We start from the raw sequence: 20976 nt of genomic DNA on the forward strand, positions 1-20976 counted from the left end.
CGTAAGCGTCCGACAGGGTCGATGATCAATTCAGCACCATTACAAAGAAGTTGAACAAGAAAAAAAGAAGCAGTTTCAGGAGAGCAGGAAGTCGGCCTCCCCCGCCTTGGCGCCCTCGATGAAGGCCGTCATCTCGTCCGTGGTGTAGATCAGCGCCGGTCCGTCGGGGTCGGTCGACTGGCGGACGGCGATCCGGCCGTCGGCCAGCTTCATCGCCTCCAGGCAGTTGCCGCCGTTGCCGCCGCTCCACGGCTTGTGCCAGCCCTCGCTGCCCAGTTCCCGGGCGGGCATGCCGTTGTAGATCCGCTCGGTGCGGTTCCGTGGCCCGGACTGGGGTTTGATGCGATCCATTCACAGCTCCTTGCGGAGATCCCGGAGGATCTCCTTCGTGCGTTGTGCCGTAGCGGCCTGCGCCGCCATGCGGTCCATGACCTCGAGGTGGGTCGCCACCTCGGTGCGCGCGTCCAGGTAGACGGCGCCGGTCAGGTACTCGCTGTAGACCATGTCCGGCAGTTCGGGCATGGCGAATCGGAACAGCACGAAGGCCCCGTACGTCCCCGGGTGCGGCCCGCTCGTGAACGGGGCGACCTGGAGCGTCACATTGGGCAGCTTCGTGACCTCTAGCAGCCGGTCGATCTGCGCGCGCATCACCTCCGGGCCCCCGACCGGGCGGCGTAGGGCGGTCTCGTCCATCACGGCCCAGAAGCGGGGGGCGTCATCACGGGTGAGCAGATCCTGGCGTTGCATGCGCAGGGCGACATGGCGCTCGATCTCCTCCGGCTGGGTCTGGCCGACGGCTCCCGACTTCAGCACCCCGCGCGCGTAGTCCTCGGTCTGCAGCAGCCCGGGGACGAAGTGCGGCTCGTAGGAGCGGATCAGGCTGGCCGCGCCCTCCAGGCTGACGTACATGGAGAACCAGCCGGGCAGGATGTCGTGGAAACGCTGCCACCAGCCGGGCTGGTTGGCCTCCTCGGCGAGCCGGACGAAGACGTCGGCCTCGTCGTCGGTCACCCCGTACGCCTTCAGGAGCAGTTGGAGGTACGGGATCTTGAGGGCGACCTCGGCCATCTCCATACGGCGGACGGTGGCGGGAGCCACGCGAAGCACACGGGCGGCCTCCTCACGCTTGAGCCCGGCGCGTTCACGCAGGTCAAGGAGGCGCCGACCGAGGACCACCTGGCCCACGGTGGGCGCGGACCGCGGTTCGCTCACGCTCCACCTCCACGAAGTTCCCTGGCCGGGCCGCCACTTGCGCTGCTCGGCGGCGCGGTCGCCGCCACATACAGGTGTCACCCGGCTACAGGTGTCAGCGGCATGCTGACAGCCCAGCGGCGCCATTCGAAGAATCATTCGAAGATCTGACGGGGTGACCGGACCGGACAGGGTGACCGAATTGACCGGAACAACCAGATACTTCCGGTTCAGTCGCATCGATCGCATTGGCCGGATCGGTCCGTCGGATCCTCACTGATCCCAACTGGCGCCGCTCGACATGCTGTTGCGAGCAGTGTGCCACGGCCCTTCACCGCGTCACACAGCACTCTGCATTTTTCAGAGTGACTCTTGCCAAGTGTTCACGGCGGGGCGATAGTGGCAAGCGTGATTCCGTCCCCGCCCTTAGGAACAGACGCCGCCGCAGACCGTCTTGGTCTCGGCGCTGCCGCGGTTGTCGCCCCTGGTGGGGGCGGTGCCGAGCGCCGGTTCCGGTTCGAGTTGGCCGCTCATCCGGGTTCCCCCGCCCAGGCGAGACGCCTGGTGCGTGCCCGGCTGACCGGCTGGTCGGTCTGCGCGGACACCTGTGACACCGCGGTACTCGTCATATCCGAGTTGGTCACCAACGCGATCGTGCACACCGCGAGCAGTCGCGTCGTGTGCGAGTTGCACGACCACGACGACACGGTGCGCATAGCCGTGCACGACGAGGGCTGTGCACCGGATGAGCCCCACCCGTCCCCACAGCGTCCGGAGGAGGAGCACGGGAGGGGGTTGCTCCTCGTCGAGGCGCTGTGCCAGGCGTGGGGGGCTCAGCAGCACGGTCCCGGGCTGCTGGTCTGGGCGGAGCTGCCGCGCCAGACCGATGCCGCCCAGGACTCCGCCGAACCCCGCGACGACCTGGGATGGGGCGCCCGCCCCGATCCGGGCCCGTCGCGTGGCTCGTCCCGCGGACCTTCGCGCGACCCGTCGCACGGGCCCGCGCACAGCCCGGCCCACCGTCCCTCGCCCGGTTCCGGGGAAGAGGGGCAGCCGGAGGCCGCGCTGCGCCCGGTGCCCGTGCAGAGGCGACCGTGAACGGCGTCCCCGGTGCCGGCCGGTCGCTCGGCCTCGACACCCTGGTCCGGCTGCAGCGCGGCCAGCGGCCGGCGACCACGGGCGATGCCCGGCGGGTCCCGGTGCCCGAGGGCATGACGACCCCGCTGGGCTGCGACGCCGTGGCCGTACCTGCGCGTCTCGGGCCGCTGGTGGTCCCCCGGCTGCCGCGGGTGGGCTGTGTGTACGCCGACGGCACGCGCTGGTGGTGGATCGTTCCCTCCGACTCCGACTATGCCCTCAGCTGGCCCGCCCCGGCCGACTACAGCCCGGGGGCCCCGCTTCCCGGCGCCGCCCGGCTGATCCACCGCCCCGACGGCACGGTGCCGTACACCCCGCCGATACCGCTGTACCTCGCCCTGTGCCGGGTGACGGGGACGACACCGGAGTGGTCCCGCCCCCTGAGCGCGTGACCGCCGCGCCGCTTCGGCGGACAGCGATGCGTGAGCGAGGGGCGTGACCGAGGGGCGTGAGGCCGACGGGTGCGGCCGACCGGCGGGAGAGCGACCGGCGTTCAAATCGCCGGCGGCAAGGCCGATGGGTGCAAGACCGACCGGCACGAGACCGGCGGGTCCCAAGCGTGGCTCTCCTTCACATCCCCGGCCCACCCCATCCTCATCCCGCACCCCCGGCGCACTCCCCCGTGCCCCGCGAGCCCCGTCGTACGCCCTGCCCGGGGGCCGCCGTGGCCGCGATAGTGGCCGTTCGTCGACGGCCCTGGGGAGGAACTCGGTGACGAAGAGGCGGGACACGGCGGCGTCCGAGGTGTCGGAGTCGGAGCGGCTGCTGTTCGGGGGGCCGCTCCGCTACGACATGGGATGGAACCAGCACCGGGACGCCTTCCTGGAGCTGGACCTCCGCGCGATGCTGACCCGGCTGCCCGGAATGCTCATGTCCAGCCTGCGGCTGGCCCGTCAGGCGGACGCCGGCGCCGCGCGTGTGGTGCTCACCGCGCAGGTGGCCATCGGCGTGACCCAGGCCGTGAGCCTGCTGGCCGTCAACAGCGTGCTGGGCCGGCTGATCGGCACCGGCAGCATCGAGGAACGGCTGCGCGGTGCCGCCCCGGCCCTGGTGATCATGGCCGCCGTGATGTTCCTGGCCGCCCTGCTGCGCGCCGCGTCCACCTACGCGACGGGCCGTCTGGAACCCAAGGTCGAGCGGGTGGCGACCGAGATGTACCTGGAGCGTGCGGCGGCCGTCGAGCTCGCCGCGATCGAGGACCACGCCTTCCACAAGCTGCTGGACACCGCGCAGTACGGCGCCTCCTCCGCCCGCCGCATGATCATGTACGGGACGCGCGTGGTGAACGCGATGATCTCGCTGATCGCCGCTGCCGGTGTGCTGACCGTGCTGCACCCGGCCCTGCTGCCGCTGCTGATCACGATGACGATCCCGAGCGCGTGGGGCGCCTTGACCATCGCACGGCGCCGCTACGAGTCGTTCCACACCTGGGTGCAGCACGCCCGCGCCGGCCATCTGATCAGCTCCCTGCTCACCGAGCCGGAGGCGGCGCCGGAGATCCGGGTGCACGGCGTCGGCCCCTTCCTGCTGCGGCACTTCCGGGCGATGTCGGAGACGGCGGAGGCGGAGCAGGCCCGGCTGGCCCGGCTCGCCGCCCGCACCGGCCTGATCGCGGCGGCCTGGACCGGCCTCGCGACCGTCGCCACGTACGCGACGCTGGGCGCGCTGCTGCTGAGCGGGGCGATGGCCCTGTCGGTGGCCGGTACGGCGGTGATCGCGATCCGCACCGGCTCGGCGAGCCTCAACACGCTGGTGCTGGAGATCAACACGCTGCACGAGGAGGCGCTGTTCGTGGGCGATCTGGAGCGGCTGTACGTCGAGGCGGCCGAGCGGGCCATCCCGACCGGCGGCGAACCGCTTCCGGAGGATCCGCGGGAGATCCGCTTCGAGAACGTCACGTTCACCTATCCGGGTGATGCCACCCGCCCCGCCCTGGACGACGTCACCCTCGCGCTCCCGCTCGGCCGGATCGTCGCCCTGGTCGGCGAGAACGGCTCCGGCAAGACCACCCTGGTCAAGCTGCTGGCGGGGCTGTACCAGCCGGACGGAGGCCGCATCCTGTGGGACGGGGTCGACGCGGCGCGCGCCGACCGGCACCGGCTCGCCGAGCGCATCGCGATGGTGGCCCAGGACTTCAAGCGCTGGCCCTTCACCGCCAAGGTCAACGTGGCCGTCGGCCGCTCGTCGGCGCCGCTCACCGAGGAGCGGCTGACCAGGTCGGTCTCGGAGGCGGGCGCGGAGGAGGTGGTCGAGGACCTGCCGCGCGGCCTGGACACCCTGCTGGCCCGCAACTTCAGCGGCGGGCACGAGCTGTCCGGCGGTCAGTGGCAGCGACTGGGCATCGCGCGGGCCGCCTACCGGCGCGGGCGCATCCTGATCGTGGACGAACCGACGGCCGCCCTGGACGCCCGGGCCGAGCTGGAGGTCTTCGAGAAGATCCGCGCGCTGGCGGGCAGCGGGCAGACCGTCGTACTGATCACCCACCGGCTGGCGTCGGTCCGCCACGCCGATCTGGTGCACGTCCTCGACCAGGGCCGGGTCGTGGAGTCCGGGACCCCCGACGAGCTCCTGGCGAACGGCGGTGTCTACGCGGAGTTGTACGCGCTCCAGGCGGACCAGTTCACGGCCAAGGTGCCCGCCCGGAAGGTGGGTTAGCCCGCACCCGACCCCCGGCCGGCCCCGCACCCGGCCCCGGACCATTCCCCCGACCAGTTCCCGCCCGCCCCCGACCAGTTCCCCGCCGGCCCGGACCATTCCCCGAGTCGTCCTGGACCGGTCCTCGACTAGCCCTGTGCTCCGTCGCCGCCGCGCACGATGACCAGGAACGTGTCCGTCGCCAGGTCCATCACGACCTCTGCGGGCATGCCTTCGAGTCGCCGCGCGTTGGCGAACTCCTCCGCCGGCCAGGATCCTCGCGGTCCGCCTGCGGGAAAGCGTTCGAGCACGGTTCGCCCGTTCACCACCCTGCACCTCCAGAAGTGCGTCGTACTTGTTGGAGTTAACGCTCTGGAGAACACGAATGGCTCGCCCGGTGACGGTACTGAGACATAGCCGACACGTCACCGGCGCGGAGGGTGAGAGTCCGTTGACTTTCGGCCACCTTCGTGACCGCTTGTGTCAGTCCTCGTACTCGTCGTGATAGCGCACCCGGTCGCTGCCCGCGGGCACCCGGCCCAGTGCCGTCAGGTCGAGCAGGGAGCTGGTCGAGCCGAGTCCGTCGAGGCCCCGGCCGTGAGCGGAGTAGGTGTGGAAGACCCGGTCGTGTTCCCGCAGGAAGCAGCTGATCCCGGGCCGTTCGACCGATTCGTCGTCGACCACGAGGGTCGCCCCGAAGTCGCGGTTGAAGTCGCTGTGGTAGGAGGAGTACCAGGGCAGCGTCCAGCCCATCCGCGCCTTGAACGGCAGGATCCTGGTGAACGGCGCCCGGGACACCGCCGCGAACGAGGTGCCGCGCGCCCGCAGATGGGCGAGGTGGCCGATCTGGTCCAGGAACGCCGAACAGTTGGGACAGCCGGCCTCCCACTCCGGGGCGAACATGAAGTGGTAGACGATCAGTTGGGCGCGCTCCTCGAAGAGGTCGAGCAGGGTGACCTTGCCGTCGCCGCCCTCGAACACGTACTCGGGGTCCACCTCGACCATCGGGAGCCGGCGCCGCTCGGCGTTGAGCACGTCCCGCGCGCGCGTGAGCGCCTCTTCCTTGAGCAGTAACTCCTCACGCGCGGCACGCCACCGCTCACGCGAGACGATCTCCGGAAGCGACATGGGCCCTCCTGTACGACGGTCGGTTCCGGGTGGTGACCGTCGGCGGGAGAAGAACTCATCGGCGCGGCCGAAGATTTTTTTCGGCGTCACCGTCGGGTGTCGTACTCCTGGATGCGCCGGCCCCGGCTGCGGTCGACGAGTGCGGGCAGCCGTTTTCCCAACTCCCTGACCACGGCACGCACATCGAGGGTGAGCAGCTCTCGGTCGCTCGTCAGGACACGGCCGTCGACGATCGTCGTGCGGACGTCGGTCGGACGGGCGCTGTGCACGAGCGTGGCGCTCATCGCCCCGACGTAGGGCAAGGTCGTCGGGCCGTGTGAGCCGAACCGCGCATCCTGTCCTGCCCGCTGTCGCGTACCGGCCCGGCGGCGCTCCGCGGAGCGCCGGGGTGGGACCAGCGCACCGGTATGTGCGGTTCGAGCGCCGAGACGTACGGCGCGGCCGAGGTTCGCTACACCGCGACCGGCATCCGCGGCACCGCGAGCCCGAGCCGTTGCCCGCCGCGCTCCAACTCGGCTGCCAGGTCTTCGAGTTGCCGGGCGTGCCGGGCGGTGAGGTGCCCTGTCTCGTCGAGGTGCACGGCGCACGCGGTGGTCGTGTCCACAAGCCGTTCGAGTACGGCGGCCACCGCGTCCGTGCCCTCGGTGTGCCGGGCGAGGGCGGGGAGTTCGGCGGCGGCGAGGGCGATCGTGGTGCGGGCCTCGGCGAGGGTGCGGTAGGCCTCGCGGCGCAGGGCCCAGCGTTCGCCGCGGTCGTCGGACTCGCTCAGTACGTGGCCGAGATAGGCGTGCGCGGCCCGCCCGGCCGCCGCAAGCCGGGCCCGTACCCCGCCGCCCTGTTTCCCGGCCATCGGCAGATGCCCCACGATCAGCACGATCGCGCAGGCCAGCAGGGTCTCGCCGATGCGGCTGACGGAGGCCTGCGGTTCGCCGCCGACCATGACCAGGGCGAGCACCAGGACGGTCACGGCGGCGGTCTGGGCGGCGAAGTGCCGGGTGGACACCGGGATGGCCGCTCCGCAGACGGCGACCAGCGCGATGAGCCCCTCGGGCCGGGGCAGTACGGCGGCGAAGCCCGCGAAGACGAGGGCGCCGAGCACAGTCCCGGCGGCCCGGCACAGCACCCGGGAGGCGAGCGGTCCGAGGTCGGGCTTGACGAGGAAGACGGCGGTGGCGGGCAGCCAGTACCAGTGCTGGTGCTGGCCGTACCAGCGGGCCTGGTGCAGGGCCTGTGCGATGGCGGCGCTGGCCCCGAAGCAGAGGGCGACCCGCAGCCCGTACTCCCGGCCGCCGCTGCCGAGCGCGGCCCGCAGCACCTCCTTCGGGCTGCGGCGCCGGGCCGGCGGCCGGTGCTCCGCGCCCTCGGCCCGGTCGAAGGCCTCGGCGGCGCGCAGCAGCGCGTCATCGAGGGCACGCAGGGCGGGCGCCGACCGGGACGGCGCGGGCAGCGGACCGGTACCGCCGGTTTCCCGGACCGCGACGGCGAGCCGCCGGGGCCCCTCGGCCGCCCGCTCGGATATCGGCTCCTCCGCCCAGGCGAGGGCGGTGGCCGCCTCGGCGAGGGGCAGCGCGGCGGTGTACTGCGCGTGCAGTCGGCGCTCGGCGGCGGAACTGGCGTGCCGCCGCAACCGGGGCCCGGTGAGCGCGTCCTGGGCGTGGTCGAGCGCGGTGCTCAGCGCCTTGCGCCGGCCGAGGGCGGCCTCGCTGCCGACGGCATCGAGCAGGTCGGCGACGGCGTCGTACACGGCGGCGACGGCGTCCCGTTCCCCGTCGAAGCGGTAGTCGCCGGCGAGGGCGCCCGGGGTGGGCAGGGCGAGCCGCAGCACCAGCAGCCAGCCGGCTCCGGCGAGGAAGGCGAGGGCTCGCTGCCAGCCCGCTTCGGCGACCGGCATCCCGGCGCCGATGGCGGCGGCGACCAGTAACTGCGTCCCGGCCCCGGAGGCGACCGGCCCGACGGCGCTCATCCCGCCGGCGACCAGCCCAAGCCCGGTGAGCAGCAGGGTCAGGGGTACGGCGGTGAGGTGCTCGCCGCCGTAGGTCCCGGTGAGCAGCCCCGCGGCCCCGGCCGCCGCGGGCGCCCCGAGCCGGCGTACGGCGGCCCGTCGGCTGCCCGGCCGGTCGTTGATCCCGGCGAGCATCGCGGCGATGGCGGCGACGACTCCGAGGGAGGTGTGGTGGAGCACGACCGCGGCGAGCAGCAACGGCCCGGCGGCCAGCGCCCCTCTCGTCACGGCGCTCCAGGGCACGGGCCCACGCTGGGTGCGCAGGGCGTGGGCGAGCCAGGGCGGCAGGGCGATACGAGGGGACACGGGGCTCCTGTCCGGGCGAGGGCGGGGGTGTGCCTTCGGACGACGGTGGCCGGGTTGTCGGCTTCGGTGTTCCCACCGTAGATCGTGTTCCCGTACGGAAAGGCCCGTTCGTATTTCCGAGGGGTGACAAGTGGGGCGAAGAGCCGTGTTCTTTATGAACGCAATTTCACGACGAACGGGACACGAAGAACGGGACACGAAGAACGGGCACGGGCCCGGGGGCGTAGCCGGCCGGCCCCCGGGTCGTGGAGAGCCGCCCGTCGTCCCACGCCGGCAGACTTGAGAACCCGTGCTGAGATCGACGAGCTGCTTCTCCAGGAACGGCAGGGAAATTCGTGTGCGGACCGCTGGGGCGAGGGAGGACGATCGGGAGGCTGTCCGTCTTTGATCCAGGACACTCCAGGAGATCCAGTGGTCCAACGCACCAACACCGCCTCGGGACTCGTCCCGCCGCGCGCCTGCTCCTACGTGTCGGTCAGCAAGGCCGGCACGCGGCTCACGTCCCCGGCCGGTTCCGTTCCGCTGGATGCCGAGGGGAAGCTCATCGGTGTGGCCTGCCCCGGAGGCGCCGGTCAGGTGGTGGGGGTTACAGCCACGGACGTCGTGCCCGACGGGGCGCCCGCGTGAGCGCGGGTGAGGCGGCCGTACTGCGCCGGGCGGTCGGACCGGATGCCGGCGCGGTCGCCGACGTCTGGCTGCGGTCGTACTCCGCGGCCCTGCCCACCGTCGTCCGGGGGCGCTCCGACGACGAGGTGCGTGCGTACTTCCGGGATGTCGTGGTGCCGGAGCGGGAGACCTGGCTCGCGGAGGTGGACGGTCGCGTCGTGGGCGTGATGGTGCTCGCGGGGGATCTGCTGTCCCAGTTGTACCTGGCTCCCGAGTGGCGGGGGCGGGGTGTCGGTGACCGGTTCGTCTCGCTGGCCAAGGAGCGCTCCCCGCAGGGGCTCACGCTCTGGACGTTCCAGGTCAACAAGCCCGCCCACCGGTTCTACGAGCGGCACGGTTTCGTCGCCGTCGAGTACACCGACGGCAGCGGGAACGAGGAGCGGGAGCCGGATGTGCGCTACGTCTGGCGACCCTGACCCCGTGTACCGGCCCCGCCGCCGATGCCGTGCCGTGGCTCCGAAGAGCGTGAGTTCATCGCGCCGTGCCCGCTATGCGGACCCGGCCGCACCCCACGCCCGTCGCTTCGGCAACGGCTTCGCGTAACTGCCCGCCCGGCTGGTCGTGAGACCCAGCGCCACCAGCGACTCCGCCAGCTTCACCGCCGCGCCGACGCCGTCGACCACCGGAAGCCCGAGCTTCTCCCCCACCGCACGCTGCAGCCCGGTCATCCCGGCGCAGCCGAGGACCAGGACCTCGGCGCCGGCGTCCCGGGCACGTTCGGCCGCCGCGAGGAACGCCGTCTCCGTGCGCCCGGGGTCCCCGGCGAGGTCGAGGACGCCCAGTCCGGTGCTCGTCACGGCCGCACAGTTGCGGGCCACGCCGGCCGTCTCCAGGCTGTCCTCGATCTGTCCGCGCGACCGCTCCAGGGTGGTGACGACGCCGTAGCGGCGGCCCAGCAGACAGGCCAGGTGGGCCGCGGCCTCGGTGATGTCGACGACGGGTACGTCCACCAGCTCCCGTACGCCCTCCCGCCCGTGCTCGCCGAAACCGGCCATGACCACCGCGTCGTACGGCGGGCCGTGGTAGGTCCGCAGCGTGTCGATGACGGCCGCGGCCGAGAGGTAGCTGTCGAGCCAGCCCTCCGCAGACTCGGGGCCCCAGGTCGGGGTCAGACCGGTCACGGAGGTGCCCGGGCCTGCGGCGGCCCGGGCACCTCGTACGATCTCCTCGGTCATCTCCTGCGTGGAGTTGCAGTTGGTGACGACGATCCGCACGGTCGTCAGGCCTCCAGGGGTGCGACGGCCCGGTCGGTGCGGCAGAGCGCCGCGTACAGTCCGGCGGCCAGCGCCGTACCGATGAACCAGGAGTACGGCGCCACCGCGCTGAACGTCTTCACCAGCGCGAGCACCGCCGCGACCGCCGCCGACGGCAGGAACGCCCACAGCGCCTTGGGGTTGACGCCCTTGCGATAGTGGTACGGCGATCCCGGCGTCGCGTCGAACAGTTTCTCGACGTCCACCTTGCCGCGCTTGACCCAGTGGTAGTCGACCATGATCACGCCGAACAGCGGGCCCAGGAAGGCGCCGAGGCCGCCGAGGAAGTAGTTGACGACGGTGGGGTTGGAGAAGAGGTTCCAGGGGGTGACGACCAGCGCGGCGACCGTGCTGATCATGCCGCCGACCCGGAAACTGATCTTCTGCGGCCAGACGTTGGCCAGGTCGTACGCCGGTGAGACGAAGTTGGCGACGATGTTGACGCCCATGGTGGCGACCGCGAAGGTCAGCGCGGCCACGACCAGGACCCAGGTGTTGCCGACCTTGGCGACCAGTTCGGCGGGGTCGGTGATGGCCTCGCCGAAGACCTCCAGCGAGCCGGCCGTGACGATCACCGAGACGACCACGAAGGCCGTCGAGTTGACGGGCAGGCCCCAGAAGTTGCCGCGGCGGACGGTGCGGTAGTCGGGTGCGAAGCGGGAGAAGTCGCAGAAGTTGAGCATCAGCGTGCCGTAGGTGGCGAGGATCAGGCCGATCGCGCCGAACCACTGCCGCCACTGCTCGCCGGCCGACACCGGGTGCGGGGTGGAGGTGAGCGAGATGGTCCAGTGGGCCTTGGCCAGGATCCAGACGGCGAGCGCGATCATGACCAGCCAGATCGCGGGGCCGCAGAAGTCCTGGAACTTGCGGATCGTCTCCATGCCCCGGCTGATGATCGCCGCCTGGATCAGCCAGAGGGAGACGAAGGAGATCCAGCCGAGCGCGTCCAGGCCCAGGAAGGAGTGGTGCGTCCAGGACTCCAGGCCGGGCCAGGCGGCCAGCAGCATCACGTTGACGGCGACGGACGCCAGATAGGTCTGGATGCCGTACCACATGATGGCGATCACGGCCCGGATCAGGGCCGGGATGTTGGCGCCCCAGACGCCGAAGCTGATCCGGCTGACCACCGGGAACGGCACGCCGTGGCGCTGGCCGATCCGCCCCATCCAGTTCATGCCGACGTAGATGAGCACGAAGCCGACGAGGAGGGAGGTGAAGACCTGCCAGACGTTCATGCCGAGAACCAGCAGGCCGGCGGCGAAGGTGTAGTTGCCGAGGTTGTGGACGTCGGACATCCACATGGCGAAGAGGTCGAAGACCTTCCAGTTCCGCTTCTCGGCGGGGGCGAGGTCTTCGTTGGTGAGCCGGGGGTCGGGGACGAACGCGGGTGCGCCGGTGGCTTCGGCGCGGTCGGCCAGGGACACGGGGCCTCCAGGGACTACGAGGAATGCGGGGGAACTACGAGGACCGCGGGGGAATCAGGAGTGCGGGAACTACGAGGACCGCGGGGGGACGAGGACCCCGGGCGCAACGGGCTACGGGGAGGGCGAAGGGCGGAGGGTGGCTGCCGAATGATGCGCGCGTTTGGTATACCAAACTGTCGTCATGGTCCTCCCGTCAAGCGTTCCGACCGATGTCCGTCCCGTTACGGCTCCGTAAAAGCCCCCTCAGGTCGGCGAAGATGGCCTCATGGGATCCCCCACGACGAAGATCGAACCCCTGGGCGCGGTGCGCGAGCGCGTCCTCGCGACCCTGCGGCAGGACATCATCGCGGGGCGTCTGGGCCCGGGCGACCGGCTGGTCGAGCGCGAGCTGGCCGAGCGGTTCGGGGTGTCCCGGGTGCCGGTCCGGGAGGCGATCCGGGCCCTGGTCGCCGAGGGCTTCGTCCTCTTCGAGTCGGCACGGCGGACCGTCGTACGCCGGCTGACCCCGACCGACGTCAAGGAGCTCTTCGAACTGCGCGAGGCGCTGGAGGTGTACGCGGCCGGGCTGGCGGCGGCACGGGCGACCCCGCAGGCCCTGGCCGAGCTGCGGGACCTGCTCGACCGGGCCGCCACGGCGACGCGGACCGGGGACGCCGAGACGATCACCGACATCAACACCCGTTTCCACGACCGGATCCTGGCCCTGGCCGGCAACAGCCTGCTCATCTCGGTGATGGAACCGGTCGACGGCCGGCTGCGCTGGCTCACCCGACGGAACGAGGAGTGGCCGCAGCTGCTCACCGAACACCGCGAGCTGTACGACGCGATCGCCTCCGGCGACCCGGACCGCGCCCGCGCCCGCGCCCTCGGCCACGTCCAGGCCAACTACCGGTCGACGGTACGGCACCTCTTCGGTGAGGAGACCGAGCAGCGGCCCTGACCTCGCATCGGGTTGTCCACAGGAACACCAGTTCGGACGGGGATCTCCTAGATTTCTCCTCATCGGTGATGATCGGAACGGATCCGATCGGACGACACGGGGAGGCACGACCATGGTGAACAGCCGGGGGCCGTCGAGCGGAGCCGCAGTCGTGGGGACGGGCGCGGTGGGCGGCCTGGCGGCGGCCGCGGGGACCGTCGCGGCCGACACTCCGCTGGACACGCCGTTCACCCCGGTCGCCCTACCGCATCTGACCGAGGCCGAGCAACTGGTGCGGTACCAGCGCCTGCTGGCGGCCGGCCATCTGCCGACGGGACTGGCCGGGCACTGGCCGCTGGACGGCTCCGGCACCGACCGCTCCGGCCTTGAGCATCCCGTCACCCTGGGCTCGGGGGCGGCCTGGAGCACTCTGCGGGCCGGCGGTGAGCTGAGCTTCGACGGCTCCTCCGGTGCCTACGCGGCCACCGGCTCGGTGCTGGACACCACGGCCCCGTTCACGGTCGCGGCCTGGGTCCGGCTGGCCGACGACGCCGTGCTGACCAACATGTACACGGCCGTCAGCCAGGACGGCGGCCGCGTCAGCCGCTTCCTGCTCCAGTACGACGACACGGCCGGGACCTGGGCCTTCAAGGTGCGCAGCGAGGACCAGCGCGCCGAGGTCTCCGCACTGGCCGCCACGCCCGTCACCAGGACCGGCGTCTGGACCCACCTCACGGGTGTCTGGGACGGCACCCGCGCCCGGCTGTATGTGAACGGCGTACTCGAGGGCAGCGCCGACACGACCCTGTGCTGGGCCGCGCCCCACGGCTTCAGCATCGGCCGGGCCCGCTGGGACGGCGGCTACGTCAACCGCTTCAGGGGCGCGATCAACGACGTCCGCGCCTACGGCCGCGCCCTGAGCGCCGCCGAGGTCGCCCTGGTCAGCGGCGCCACGGCACGCGCCAACAACGTCTATCTGACGAACGCGACGGCGACCGTCGGCTGGGGCCGCCCGGACGACCTGGCGAGCTGGGTGGCCCGGGCACGCTGCGCTTCCTTCGTCACGGCGCTGCTCAGACACACCTACGGGTGGGCGACCGACGCCTACTTCCTCCGGTACTTCCAGCAGAGGGGCCCGGAGGCCGCCAACTACTGCGCGGCCTTCCTGCAGAACACCGGCGGCCCGCGCTTCCGTCCCGTCCGCAAGGTCACCGACCTACGGCCGGGCGATCTGATCGCGGTCGACTACAACGGGCAGGACGCCGAGAGCACCGGGCACATCGTGGTGGTCCGTGAGGTCAAGGGGGTCTTCAGCGGGGTCGCCGACTTCCCGGACGAGACCCAGTACGCCGTCGAGATCATCGACTGCACCTCCGACCCGCACGGGGTGTATGGCCTGAGCAACTACCCGCAGTACCCCGACACCCGCATGGTCAGCAACGTGGACGGCGAGAGCTTCCAGGGTGTCGGCGTCGGCCACATGATGTTCTACGCCGCCGACGCCACCGGTGCGTTCTCGCGCTACCGCTGGAGCGTCAATTCCTCCGCGTCCACCGGCACCCACCCGGTCACCGACCGCCCGGTGGCGGCGGCCCGCATAGCCTGCAGCCTGCAGCCCGCAGCCCGCAGCCCGAAGCCCGAAGCCCGCCCGCCCGCCGCCCGTCACCGCAGCCCGGCCGCCTCCGCCGCCGTCGCCAGCACATCGCGAAGCATCTCGGGGGTGAGGCGGCCGGTGAAGGTGTTGCGCTGGCTGACGTGGAAGCAACCGAAGAGGTCCAGTCCGTCGAGGTCGACCCGGGTGCCGTGGGCGAAGGCCGGCCGGGGCCGGGGCACGCTCCAGCCGGCCGCGGCCAACGCGGGCAGCGTGGCCTGCCAGCCGAAGGCGCCGAGGACGACGGCGGCGCGCGCCGTCGGCCGCAGCAAGGTCAGCTCCTCGACCAGCCAGGACCGGCAGGTGTCGCGCTCCTCGGGGGTCGGTTTGTTGTCGGGCGGGGCGCAGTGAACGGGCGCGGTGATGCGCACGCCGTACAGCTCCAGACCGTCGTCGATGCGCTCCGACGTCGGCTGCGAGGCGAGGCCGACGTCGTACAGCGCCTGGTACAGCACGTCGCCGGAGCGGTCGCCGGTGAACATCCGGCCGGTGCGGTTGCCGCCGTGCGCGGCCGGGGCGAGGCCGATGATCAGCAGCGGGGCGTCGGGCGGCCCGAAGCCGGGGACGGGACGGCCCCAGTACGTCCACTCGGCGAACGCGGCGCGCTTGGTACGCGCCACCTCCTCGCGCCAGGCGACCAGGCGAGGGCAGGCCCGACAGGCACTGACCCGCTGGTCGAGGCGGTCGAGGGGGGTGGGCGGGGAGGGGGGAGGGGAGGGAGGATGGTGCACAAGGTCAACGGTAGAGCCGCGCGGACCTGACCGTGCCGGACCGATCCGGTCGACGCGATCGGGCCACATGCATCCGGGAAATCGGCTCCGTTCCTCTCGACTCGGAGGGCTAAGGTCGGGGCATGGCTTCTGAGGACACGGGTGAGAGCAGGGAGCGCGAGAGCGGTGGGACGGGAGCCCCTGTCCCGGGCGGGCCTGCCGAGGGCACCGAGGCGCCTGCCGCCCAGGCCCCCGAGTCCGGCTCGGACCTCGACCCCGCCGCCGTCGCCGCGGCCATCGCCGCCGCCGAAGCCGCGGGGCCCGCTCCCGGTGAGAACGTGCGGATCGACAGCTGGATCTGGGCCGTGCGCCTGATCAAGACGCGCTCGATGGGAGCCACCGCCTGCCGGGGCGGGCACGTCCAGGTGAACGGCGAACGGGTCAAGCCCGCCTACTCCGTGCGCGTCGGTGACGAGGTGCGGCTGCGCCAGGAGGGGCGGGAGCGGATCGTCATCGTGAAGCGCCTGATCCGCAAGCGGGTCGGCGCCCCGGTGGCCGCCCAGTGCTACGTCGACAACTCGCCGCCGCCTCCGCCCCGCGGGGCCTTCGTCCCCGTCGGCCTGCGCGACCGCGGCACCGGCCGCCCCACCAAGCGCGACCGCCGCGATCTGGAACGCCTGCGCGGCCTCGGCGGGATGGGGGGCGCGGGCGGAACGAGCGGAACGGGCCGACCGGACGGCAGACGCCCCGGCGGACGGTGATCCACCGGGGCTGACTCCACAGGGCTCGGCCTGGCCGAGGCCGGCGGCGCGAGGCTCGGCCGGGTCGGGGTCCGGCTCCGCTTTCGTTCGGCGGGGCGGGGTGTCATGCCCGTGGCCGCACCAGTCCCCACAGCCGCGCGTTCTGTCCGCGTCGGGCCCAGGCGATCAGGGCCAGCGGCACGATCAGGATCAGCGGGGTCGCCGCGTACTGGCCGTCGAAGACGGTGAGCTGGACGATGAACGCGCCCACCATGAGCGCACTCAGTGCCGTCGCCGCCACCGACTGCAGCACCGGTATCAACAGGGCGACGGCACCGGCCAGTTCGAGCGCGCCGATGGTGTACATGCCCGTGCTGCCCCAGCCGATCCTGTCGAAGGATTCGACGGCCGACGGGTTCGCGATCAGCTTGGGCAGCGCGCTCGCGACGGCGTAGAAGAGGGCGAGCAGCACCTGCACCGTGCGCAGGCCCAGCCGGGCCCGGCGGCCGCGGGCCGTCGCCGACTCGGCGACGACGGGGGCCGGGACCGCGGCAGGGGCGGCAGGAGCGGCGAGGGAGGCGGACGTAGTGGGCTCGGACATGGGGTTCTCCTGGGGGAAGCGGTCCCTGTTGCTGTCACAGGGGTAGACCCGCCGCCGACGGAGAACTCATCGACCGCCACCGGGATTTCCCGGCCGCCCGCCGCTTCTCGCTAGGGCGCCGGTACCGCCCTCACCCACACCCCGTCCTCGGTCAGGTACTCGGTCACCTCCAGTCCCGCTTCCGCGAGCGCCTCCTCGAACTGTTCCTGGGTGAGCGGCCGGGCCAGGAACGTCTGTGTCCAGGCCGCGTCCGGGAACTCGTACTCCGCGCGCACCGAGTTCACCCCGTCCCCGGCCGGCTCCACGGACGCGATCCGTACCGTGTAGCCGCTGGGGTCGACCCGTTCCCTCGGCACGTTCGAGTGGTAGTCGGCGCCCTCCCGTTGGATGAGCACGCAGCCGCCGTCCGCCACATGTGCCACGCAGGTGCGCAGCATGCCCCGGCGTACCTCCGCGTCCCCGGTGTTCACCAGGAACGACGCGAGCATCACCACGTCGAACTTCTGGCCCAGGTCGAGCCCTTCGATGGTGCTGTGTACGGTGTGTGCTCCGCGGACGCGCGCCAGCATCTCCGCCGACTCGTCCACCGCCGTGACCGCGAACCCGCGTTCCAGGAGCGGGTGGGTCATCCGCCCCACGCCACTGCCCAGTTCCAGGATGTGGGCGCCGGCCGGGACCGCCGCCTCGATGATGTCCGGCTCGCTGCCGACGGACAGCCGCGAGTAGAGCTCCACCGCGCAGCCGTCCGGGGTGATGGCACCGGGACCTGTCCCCTCGTACCCCTCCCGCATTTCAATCGTCATGCCCGGACAACGACCCACCCCCGTAGGGACGTTCCCGCCGTGGCGTCACTCTCCCCAGAGGAACCATCCGTGTCCGAGGTACCAGTGGCCGCCCGCCCGCAGGTGGTCGCCGACCGCCCGCTCCACCGACGTACGCCGGGGCAGGTCCTGTACCGGCAGGTCCGGGGCGCCGAAGACGAACTGGACCGCGGTGGTGTCGACCGGTTCGGTGTCCTCGTGCCCGGCCCGGAACCGGTCCTGGAAGCGGACGATGTTCGAGTCCGCTCGCAGGTACCGCCTCAGCTGCGGGTCGAGCAGCCAGGAGTGGCAGGTCGCGACCGCGTACTCCTCCTCGGGGAAGTACCGGGGGAAGAAGTCCCGTGCCAGGTCGAGCGAGCGGTCGCAGGCGACGGGGGTCAGCGGCCCGCGGTAGTCGGGGATGTGCAGGTTCAGGCAGGGCTGCCCCGGTGCCACGGACCCGGACGAGCCCGACGCGGTCGCCGTGACCGCCCGTGCCGTGCGCTCGCCGAGCCGGGCCCGCTCGTACTGCAGCCGGCCCAGCTGATACAGCTCGCCGCGGAAGTGGCGGATGAGCCAGGACGCCTGGAGGGCCGACAGTCCTCCCCTGCCGTAGCGCCTGCGGTGCAGCGTCATACCGCGCCCCAGGTCGGCGAGCGTGCGCCGGGACACGTCGGCGGGGATACCGCGCGCCTGGTGGTAGGCGTGGGCGTGGGGCAGTGCGGCGAGGAAGACGTAGACCAGGAAGTACCCGTCCAGTGCGGCCGGGGCGGCGGCGGCGAGCTCCCCGAGCCCGGACGAGCCGTCGACCCCCGCCGGGACGGCCGGGGCAGCCGGGGCAGCCGGGGCAGCCGGAGCGGTGGTGACGCCGGTGACCTCGTCGGCGCATTCGGCGAGCAGCCGCCGCACTCCGGGATCGGCGGTCACGGTCCGCCGCAGGGCTACCACCTCGTTGATGTCCTCATGGGGCACGGCGAGGTCGAGGAGCAGGTCGGGCAGGTCGTCGGCGTCCGGCAGCACGGCGGGGTCCCCCTTGGTGAACGTCCTGGTCGAAGAGTACGTTGCAAGGAGGAGTGGTGATCCATGATGCGTACGGGCAGTGAACCGGCGACCGCGCGCAGTGCGCTTCGGGCGCGGTTGTGGCTGAGTGTGTGGGGCGTGGTCTGGGCGATCTTCGGCACGGCGGCGTTCGCGCTCGTCGGCCGTCCCGGCTGGGCGGCGGCCTGCGGGGTGCTGTGGCTGGTGGCCACCGCCGACATGACCATGATCATCAGGCACATCAGGCAGGGCCCGCACTATCAGCCGGGCCGTGATGTGCCGCCGTACCAGCCGGCGGAAGGCGGCCCGCGGCGGCTGCGGCGCCCGCCGCAGCACGGCCACCCGTGAGCAGCCGTCCGCTCACTCGCCGTCGAACCGGGCGACCTGGCGACCTGGCGACCTGGGCGACCCGGCTGATCATCCGCTCACGCGCCCACGGGTGAACCTGGGCGGACGCCGGCGCACCCGTCCACGAACCGGGCGGCCCTGGAGAGCGTCCGCCTCTCGGGCCGTCGGACGCGGCTGCCCTGGGGAGTTGTCCGCTCACCCGGCGTCGTCGAAGCGGGCCGCTTTCAGGTACTCGGGGTTCGGGTCCAGGGCGGCCGCCAGCCGGAAGTGGCGTATCGCGAGGTCGGCGCGGCCCTGGCGTTGGTAGGTGCGGGCGAGCGCGAAGTGCGCGAACGCGTTGTCCGGCTCGCGCTCCAGGACGATGGTGAACTCCAGCTCGGCGGGGCGCAGTTGCGCGGCGGCGAAGAAGGCTCGCGCGCGCAGCAGCCGGGCGGCGGTGTTCTCGGGGTGTGCGGCGATCACTCCGTCGAGCAGTTTCACCGCACCCCGCGGATCCCGTGCGTTGAGCAGTTGCTCGGCGGCACGGAAGTCGATGACATGCGTCTCCGGAGTACGTCCGGTCGAACCGCTGGTCTCGGGCACGGCAAAGTCCTTCCCTCGCTGAAGCGGTTCAACGCCCGGACGGGTGCCCGCTATTTCGAAGACGCGTGTCCGTCAGTTCGAACCGCCCTCCCGCGCCCGGCGTGCGAGGTCCGCCCACACCTGTGCGACCCGCTCCTGGAGCACGTCCAGCGGCACGTCGTTGTCGATCACGATGTCCGCGATCTCCAGGCGTTTCTCGCGCGTCGCCTGCGTGGCCATGCGCGCGCGTGCGTCCTCCTCGGCCATCCCCCGAAGCCGGGTCAGCCGGTCGAGCTGGGTCTCGGGGGCGACGTCCACGACGACCACGACGTCGTAGAACGGCGCGAGGCCGTTCTCCGTGAGGAGCGGAACGTCGTTGATCACCACCGCGTCCGCGGCGGCCGCGTTCTCCAGTTCGCGGGAGCGGGACCCGACCAGGGGGTGCACGATCGAGTTCAGTACGGCGAGCTTCTCGGGGTCGGCGAAGACGATCGAGCCCAGCTTCGGCCGGTCCAGGGTGCCGTCGGCGGCGAGCACGTCCGGCCCGAAGGCCTCGACGACGGCCGCCAGACCGGGGGTTCCCGGCTCGACGACCTCACGCGCGATGCGGTCCGCGTCGATCAGCACCGCGCCGTGTCCGACGAGCAGCCGCGACACCTCGCTCTTGCCGGCGCCGATCCCGCCGGTGAGGCCCACTTTCAGCATGCCCCGAAGCTTAGGCCCTGCCAACGACACCAGCCCCGACCGGCCCTGCTTCCGACCGAACCCGGAGCCCTGCGGAACGGCCCTGCTCCCGAGCAGACCCGACCCCACCGGACCGGCACTGTTTCTAGGCCCGCCGGCCCGGTGGAGGCCCCGGAGGGGGATCTAGTTGTCGCCCTCCCGCTCCGCGAGGAAGCGTTCGAACTCCAGGCCGATCTCGTCCGCCGAGGGGATCTCCACCGGTTCGGCGAGCATGTTGCCCCGGGTCTCGGCGCCCGCGGCGGCGTCGTACTGGTGCTCAAGGCCCTGGACCAGGGCGGTGAGTTCCTCGTCGCCCTCCTGGATCTGGCGGTCGATCTCCGTCTGCGTGCGGTACGCGTCCGTGCGCAGGGCGTGCGCGATGCCAGGGAGCACCAGACCGGTGGCGCCCGTGATGGCCTCCAGGACGGTCAGGGCGGCGTCGGGATAGGCGGAGCGGGCGATGTAGTGCGGGACGTGCGCGGCGACGCCCAGGACGTCGTGGCCGGACTCCATGAGGCGGTATTCGACCAGCGCCTCGGCGCTGCCGGGCACCTGGGCCTCGTCGAAGGGGCTGCTGTGGCCCGGGACGAGGTCGGTGCGGTTGCCGTGTGGCGTGAGGCCGACGGGACGGGTGTGCGGGACGCCCATGGGGATGCCGTGGAAGTTCACGGACAGCCGGACGCCGAGCCGCTCCACGATCTGCCGTACGGCCGCGGCGAAGCGCTCCCACTCGACGTCCGGCTCGGGGCCGGACAGCAGCAGGAACGGCGCGCCCGTGGCGTCCTGGACCAGCCGGACCTCGATGCTGGGCTCCTCGTACTCGGTCCAGCGGTCCCGCTTGAAGGTCAGCAGCGGGCGGCGGGCCCGGTAGTCCACGAGCCGGTCGTGGTCGAAGCGGGCGACGACCTGGTGGGGCAGCGAGTCGAGGAGCCGGTCGACGATCTGGTCGCCGGTCTCGCCCGCGTCGATGTATCCGTCGAAGTGGTAGAGCATGACAAGACCGGCCGACTCCTGGGCCAGCGCCATGTCCACCACGGCGAGGCCCTTCGGCTCCCATGCGTACAAACCCTGCGGATCAAGCACTGTGACCGCTCCTCCTCGTGTTCGTACCGGACAACGTGGCAGGGGCGGCGGGCATTCCCGC

Annotated in this window: 21 protein-coding genes and 2 pseudogenes; 8 read left to right on the plus strand and 15 right to left on the minus strand. The window is 72.0% G+C overall.

Features of this window, described 5'->3' with window-relative positions; translation table 11 throughout:
• Positions 1-75: 75 nt before the first annotated feature.
• Together ACZ4N4_RS01090 and ACZ4N4_RS01095 are read right to left on the minus strand one after the other, a co-directional pair.
• Positions 76-351 carry a DUF397 domain-containing protein gene (locus ACZ4N4_RS01090; protein WP_089100964.1) on the minus strand — a complete coding sequence of 92 codons (276 nt, stop codon included), beginning with the start codon at positions 349-351 and terminating at the stop codon, positions 76-78.
• Complete coding sequence (locus ACZ4N4_RS01095; RefSeq protein WP_453574104.1) at positions 352-1212, minus strand: helix-turn-helix domain-containing protein; 861 nt, start codon at positions 1210-1212, stop codon at positions 352-354.
• 378 nt (positions 1213-1590) lie between these two features.
• Between ACZ4N4_RS01095 and ACZ4N4_RS01100 the strand changes: the two genes are divergently transcribed.
• From ACZ4N4_RS01100 to ACZ4N4_RS01110, 3 genes are all read left to right on the plus strand, one after another.
• Positions 1591-2289, plus strand: a complete 699-nt coding sequence (locus ACZ4N4_RS01100; RefSeq protein WP_467583060.1) for an ATP-binding protein — start codon at positions 1591-1593, stop codon at positions 2287-2289.
• Entirely contained in the window at positions 2286-2720 is a 435-nt protein-coding gene (locus ACZ4N4_RS01105) for a hypothetical protein (RefSeq protein ID WP_453574108.1), read from the plus strand. Before ACZ4N4_RS01100 ends, ACZ4N4_RS01105 begins: the two co-directional genes overlap by 4 nt.
• A 400-nt stretch (positions 2721-3120) precedes the next feature.
• On the plus strand, positions 3121-4983 hold the full coding sequence (locus ACZ4N4_RS01110; protein WP_453574121.1) for an ABC transporter ATP-binding protein: 1863 nt from the start codon (positions 3121-3123) through the stop codon (positions 4981-4983).
• A gap of 128 nt (positions 4984-5111) precedes the next feature.
• On the opposite strand, the gene ACZ4N4_RS01115 is transcribed toward ACZ4N4_RS01110, so the two are convergent.
• The 4 genes and pseudogenes from ACZ4N4_RS01115 to ACZ4N4_RS01130 form a co-directional block, all read right to left on the minus strand.
• Entirely contained in the window at positions 5112-5288 is a 177-nt protein-coding gene (locus tag ACZ4N4_RS01115; RefSeq protein ID WP_467583063.1) for a hypothetical protein, read from the minus strand.
• 157 nt (positions 5289-5445) lie between these two features.
• On the minus strand, positions 5446-6090 hold the full coding sequence (locus ACZ4N4_RS01120; protein WP_467583067.1) for a DUF899 domain-containing protein: 645 nt from the start codon (positions 6088-6090) through the stop codon (positions 5446-5448).
• Positions 6091-6176: 86 nt separating this feature from the next.
• Positions 6177-6404: pseudogene (locus tag ACZ4N4_RS01125) on the minus strand (amidohydrolase); the annotation flags it as partial.
• Positions 6405-6541: 137 nt separating this feature from the next.
• A complete protein-coding gene (locus tag ACZ4N4_RS01130) occupies positions 6542-8398 on the minus strand; it encodes an FUSC family protein (protein WP_467583070.1) in 1857 nt (618 codons plus the stop codon).
• 623 nt (positions 8399-9021) lie between these two features.
• On the opposite strand from ACZ4N4_RS01130, the gene ACZ4N4_RS01135 reads away from it, so the two are divergent.
• Positions 9022-9480, plus strand: a complete 459-nt coding sequence (locus ACZ4N4_RS01135; protein WP_467583073.1) for a GNAT family N-acetyltransferase — start codon at positions 9022-9024, stop codon at positions 9478-9480.
• Between the two features lie 72 nt (positions 9481-9552).
• On the opposite strand, the gene ACZ4N4_RS01140 is transcribed toward ACZ4N4_RS01135, so the two are convergent.
• Together ACZ4N4_RS01140 and ACZ4N4_RS01145 are read right to left on the minus strand one after the other, a co-directional pair.
• Positions 9553-10278, minus strand: a complete 726-nt coding sequence (locus ACZ4N4_RS01140; RefSeq protein WP_467583076.1) for an aspartate/glutamate racemase family protein — start codon at positions 10276-10278, stop codon at positions 9553-9555.
• Positions 10279-10283: 5 nt separating this feature from the next.
• The gene (locus tag ACZ4N4_RS01145; protein ID WP_467583079.1) at positions 10284-11741 is read right to left on the minus strand and encodes an NCS1 family nucleobase:cation symporter-1; all 1458 of its coding nucleotides are present in this window, start codon (positions 11739-11741) and stop codon (positions 10284-10286) included.
• Positions 11742-12006: 265 nt separating this feature from the next.
• On the opposite strand from ACZ4N4_RS01145, the gene ACZ4N4_RS01150 reads away from it, so the two are divergent.
• Complete coding sequence (locus ACZ4N4_RS01150; RefSeq protein ID WP_450762797.1) at positions 12007-12681, plus strand: GntR family transcriptional regulator; 675 nt, start codon at positions 12007-12009, stop codon at positions 12679-12681.
• A 112-nt stretch (positions 12682-12793) separates the two neighbouring features.
• Positions 12794-13585: pseudogene (locus ACZ4N4_RS01155) on the plus strand (LamG domain-containing protein); the annotation flags it as partial.
• Positions 13586-14322: 737 nt separating this feature from the next.
• On the opposite strand, the gene ACZ4N4_RS01160 reads toward ACZ4N4_RS01155, so the two are convergent.
• On the minus strand, positions 14323-15111 hold the full coding sequence (locus tag ACZ4N4_RS01160; RefSeq protein ID WP_467583082.1) for a uracil-DNA glycosylase: 789 nt from the start codon (positions 15109-15111) through the stop codon (positions 14323-14325).
• A 53-nt stretch (positions 15112-15164) separates the two neighbouring features.
• On the opposite strand from ACZ4N4_RS01160, the gene ACZ4N4_RS01165 reads away from it, so the two are divergent.
• Entirely contained in the window at positions 15165-15782 is a 618-nt protein-coding gene (locus ACZ4N4_RS01165; protein ID WP_467583085.1) for an RNA-binding S4 domain-containing protein, read from the plus strand.
• 103 nt (positions 15783-15885) lie between these two features.
• Here ACZ4N4_RS01165 and ACZ4N4_RS01170 read toward each other — a convergent pair whose 3' ends face one another.
• The 3 genes from ACZ4N4_RS01170 to ACZ4N4_RS01180 all read right to left on the minus strand — a co-directional run bounded on the left by ACZ4N4_RS01170 (position 15886) and on the right by ACZ4N4_RS01180 (position 18182).
• Positions 15886-16362: a DoxX family protein gene (locus tag ACZ4N4_RS01170; protein WP_467583088.1), complete on the minus strand. Its 477-nt coding sequence runs from the start codon at positions 16360-16362 to the stop codon at positions 15886-15888.
• 110 nt (positions 16363-16472) lie between these two features.
• A complete protein-coding gene (locus tag ACZ4N4_RS01175; RefSeq protein WP_467585254.1) occupies positions 16473-17153 on the minus strand; it encodes a class I SAM-dependent methyltransferase in 681 nt (226 codons plus the stop codon).
• Positions 17154-17210: 57 nt separating this feature from the next.
• Positions 17211-18182 (minus strand): acyltransferase domain-containing protein, encoded by a 972-nt coding sequence (locus ACZ4N4_RS01180; RefSeq protein WP_467583091.1) that lies wholly within the window; start codon positions 18180-18182, stop codon positions 17211-17213.
• 66 nt (positions 18183-18248) lie between these two features.
• Here ACZ4N4_RS01180 and ACZ4N4_RS01185 point away from each other — a divergent pair, with 66 nt between their 5' ends.
• Positions 18249-18548: a DUF6343 family protein gene (locus ACZ4N4_RS01185; protein ID WP_467585257.1), complete on the plus strand. Its 300-nt coding sequence runs from the start codon at positions 18249-18251 to the stop codon at positions 18546-18548.
• Between the two features lie 195 nt (positions 18549-18743).
• On the opposite strand, the gene ACZ4N4_RS01190 is transcribed toward ACZ4N4_RS01185, so the two are convergent.
• From ACZ4N4_RS01190 to ACZ4N4_RS01200, 3 genes are all read right to left on the minus strand, one after another.
• The gene (locus ACZ4N4_RS01190) at positions 18744-19130 is read right to left on the minus strand and encodes a tetratricopeptide repeat protein (RefSeq protein ID WP_351326380.1); all 387 of its coding nucleotides are present in this window, start codon (positions 19128-19130) and stop codon (positions 18744-18746) included.
• Positions 19131-19202: 72 nt separating this feature from the next.
• Positions 19203-19814, minus strand: a complete 612-nt coding sequence (gene coaE / locus ACZ4N4_RS01195) for a dephospho-CoA kinase (protein ID WP_467583095.1) — start codon at positions 19812-19814, stop codon at positions 19203-19205.
• 162 nt (positions 19815-19976) lie between these two features.
• Positions 19977-20915 (minus strand): PAC2 family protein, encoded by a 939-nt coding sequence (locus ACZ4N4_RS01200; RefSeq protein WP_453571112.1) that lies wholly within the window; start codon positions 20913-20915, stop codon positions 19977-19979.
• Positions 20916-20976: the final 61 nt, after the last annotated feature.

This window comes from Streptomyces sp. NPDC026538 (assembly GCF_055567535.1).

Coding starts and splice junctions, on each gene's coding strand:
- ACZ4N4_RS01165 (WP_467583085.1), top strand. CDS start 15,165: ATGGCTTCTGAGGACACGGGTGAGAGCAGGGAGCGCGAGAGCGGTGGG.
- ACZ4N4_RS01170 (WP_467583088.1), bottom strand. CDS start 16,362: ATGTCCGAGCCCACTACGTCCGCCTCCCTCGCCGCTCCTGCCGCCCCT.
- ACZ4N4_RS01175 (WP_467585254.1), bottom strand. CDS start 17,153: ATGCGGGAGGGGTACGAGGGGACAGGTCCCGGTGCCATCACCCCGGAC.
- ACZ4N4_RS01160 (WP_467583082.1), bottom strand. CDS start 15,111: ATGTGGCCCGATCGCGTCGACCGGATCGGTCCGGCACGGTCAGGTCCG.
- ACZ4N4_RS01110 (WP_453574121.1), top strand. CDS start 3,121: ATGGGATGGAACCAGCACCGGGACGCCTTCCTGGAGCTGGACCTCCGC.
- ACZ4N4_RS01120 (WP_467583067.1), bottom strand. CDS start 6,090: ATGTCGCTTCCGGAGATCGTCTCGCGTGAGCGGTGGCGTGCCGCGCGT.
- ACZ4N4_RS01090 (WP_089100964.1), bottom strand. CDS start 351: ATGGATCGCATCAAACCCCAGTCCGGGCCACGGAACCGCACCGAGCGG.
- coaE (WP_467583095.1), bottom strand. CDS start 19,814: ATGCTGAAAGTGGGCCTCACCGGCGGGATCGGCGCCGGCAAGAGCGAG.
- ACZ4N4_RS01150 (WP_450762797.1), top strand. CDS start 12,007: ATGGGATCCCCCACGACGAAGATCGAACCCCTGGGCGCGGTGCGCGAG.
- ACZ4N4_RS01185 (WP_467585257.1), top strand. CDS start 18,249: ATGCGTACGGGCAGTGAACCGGCGACCGCGCGCAGTGCGCTTCGGGCG.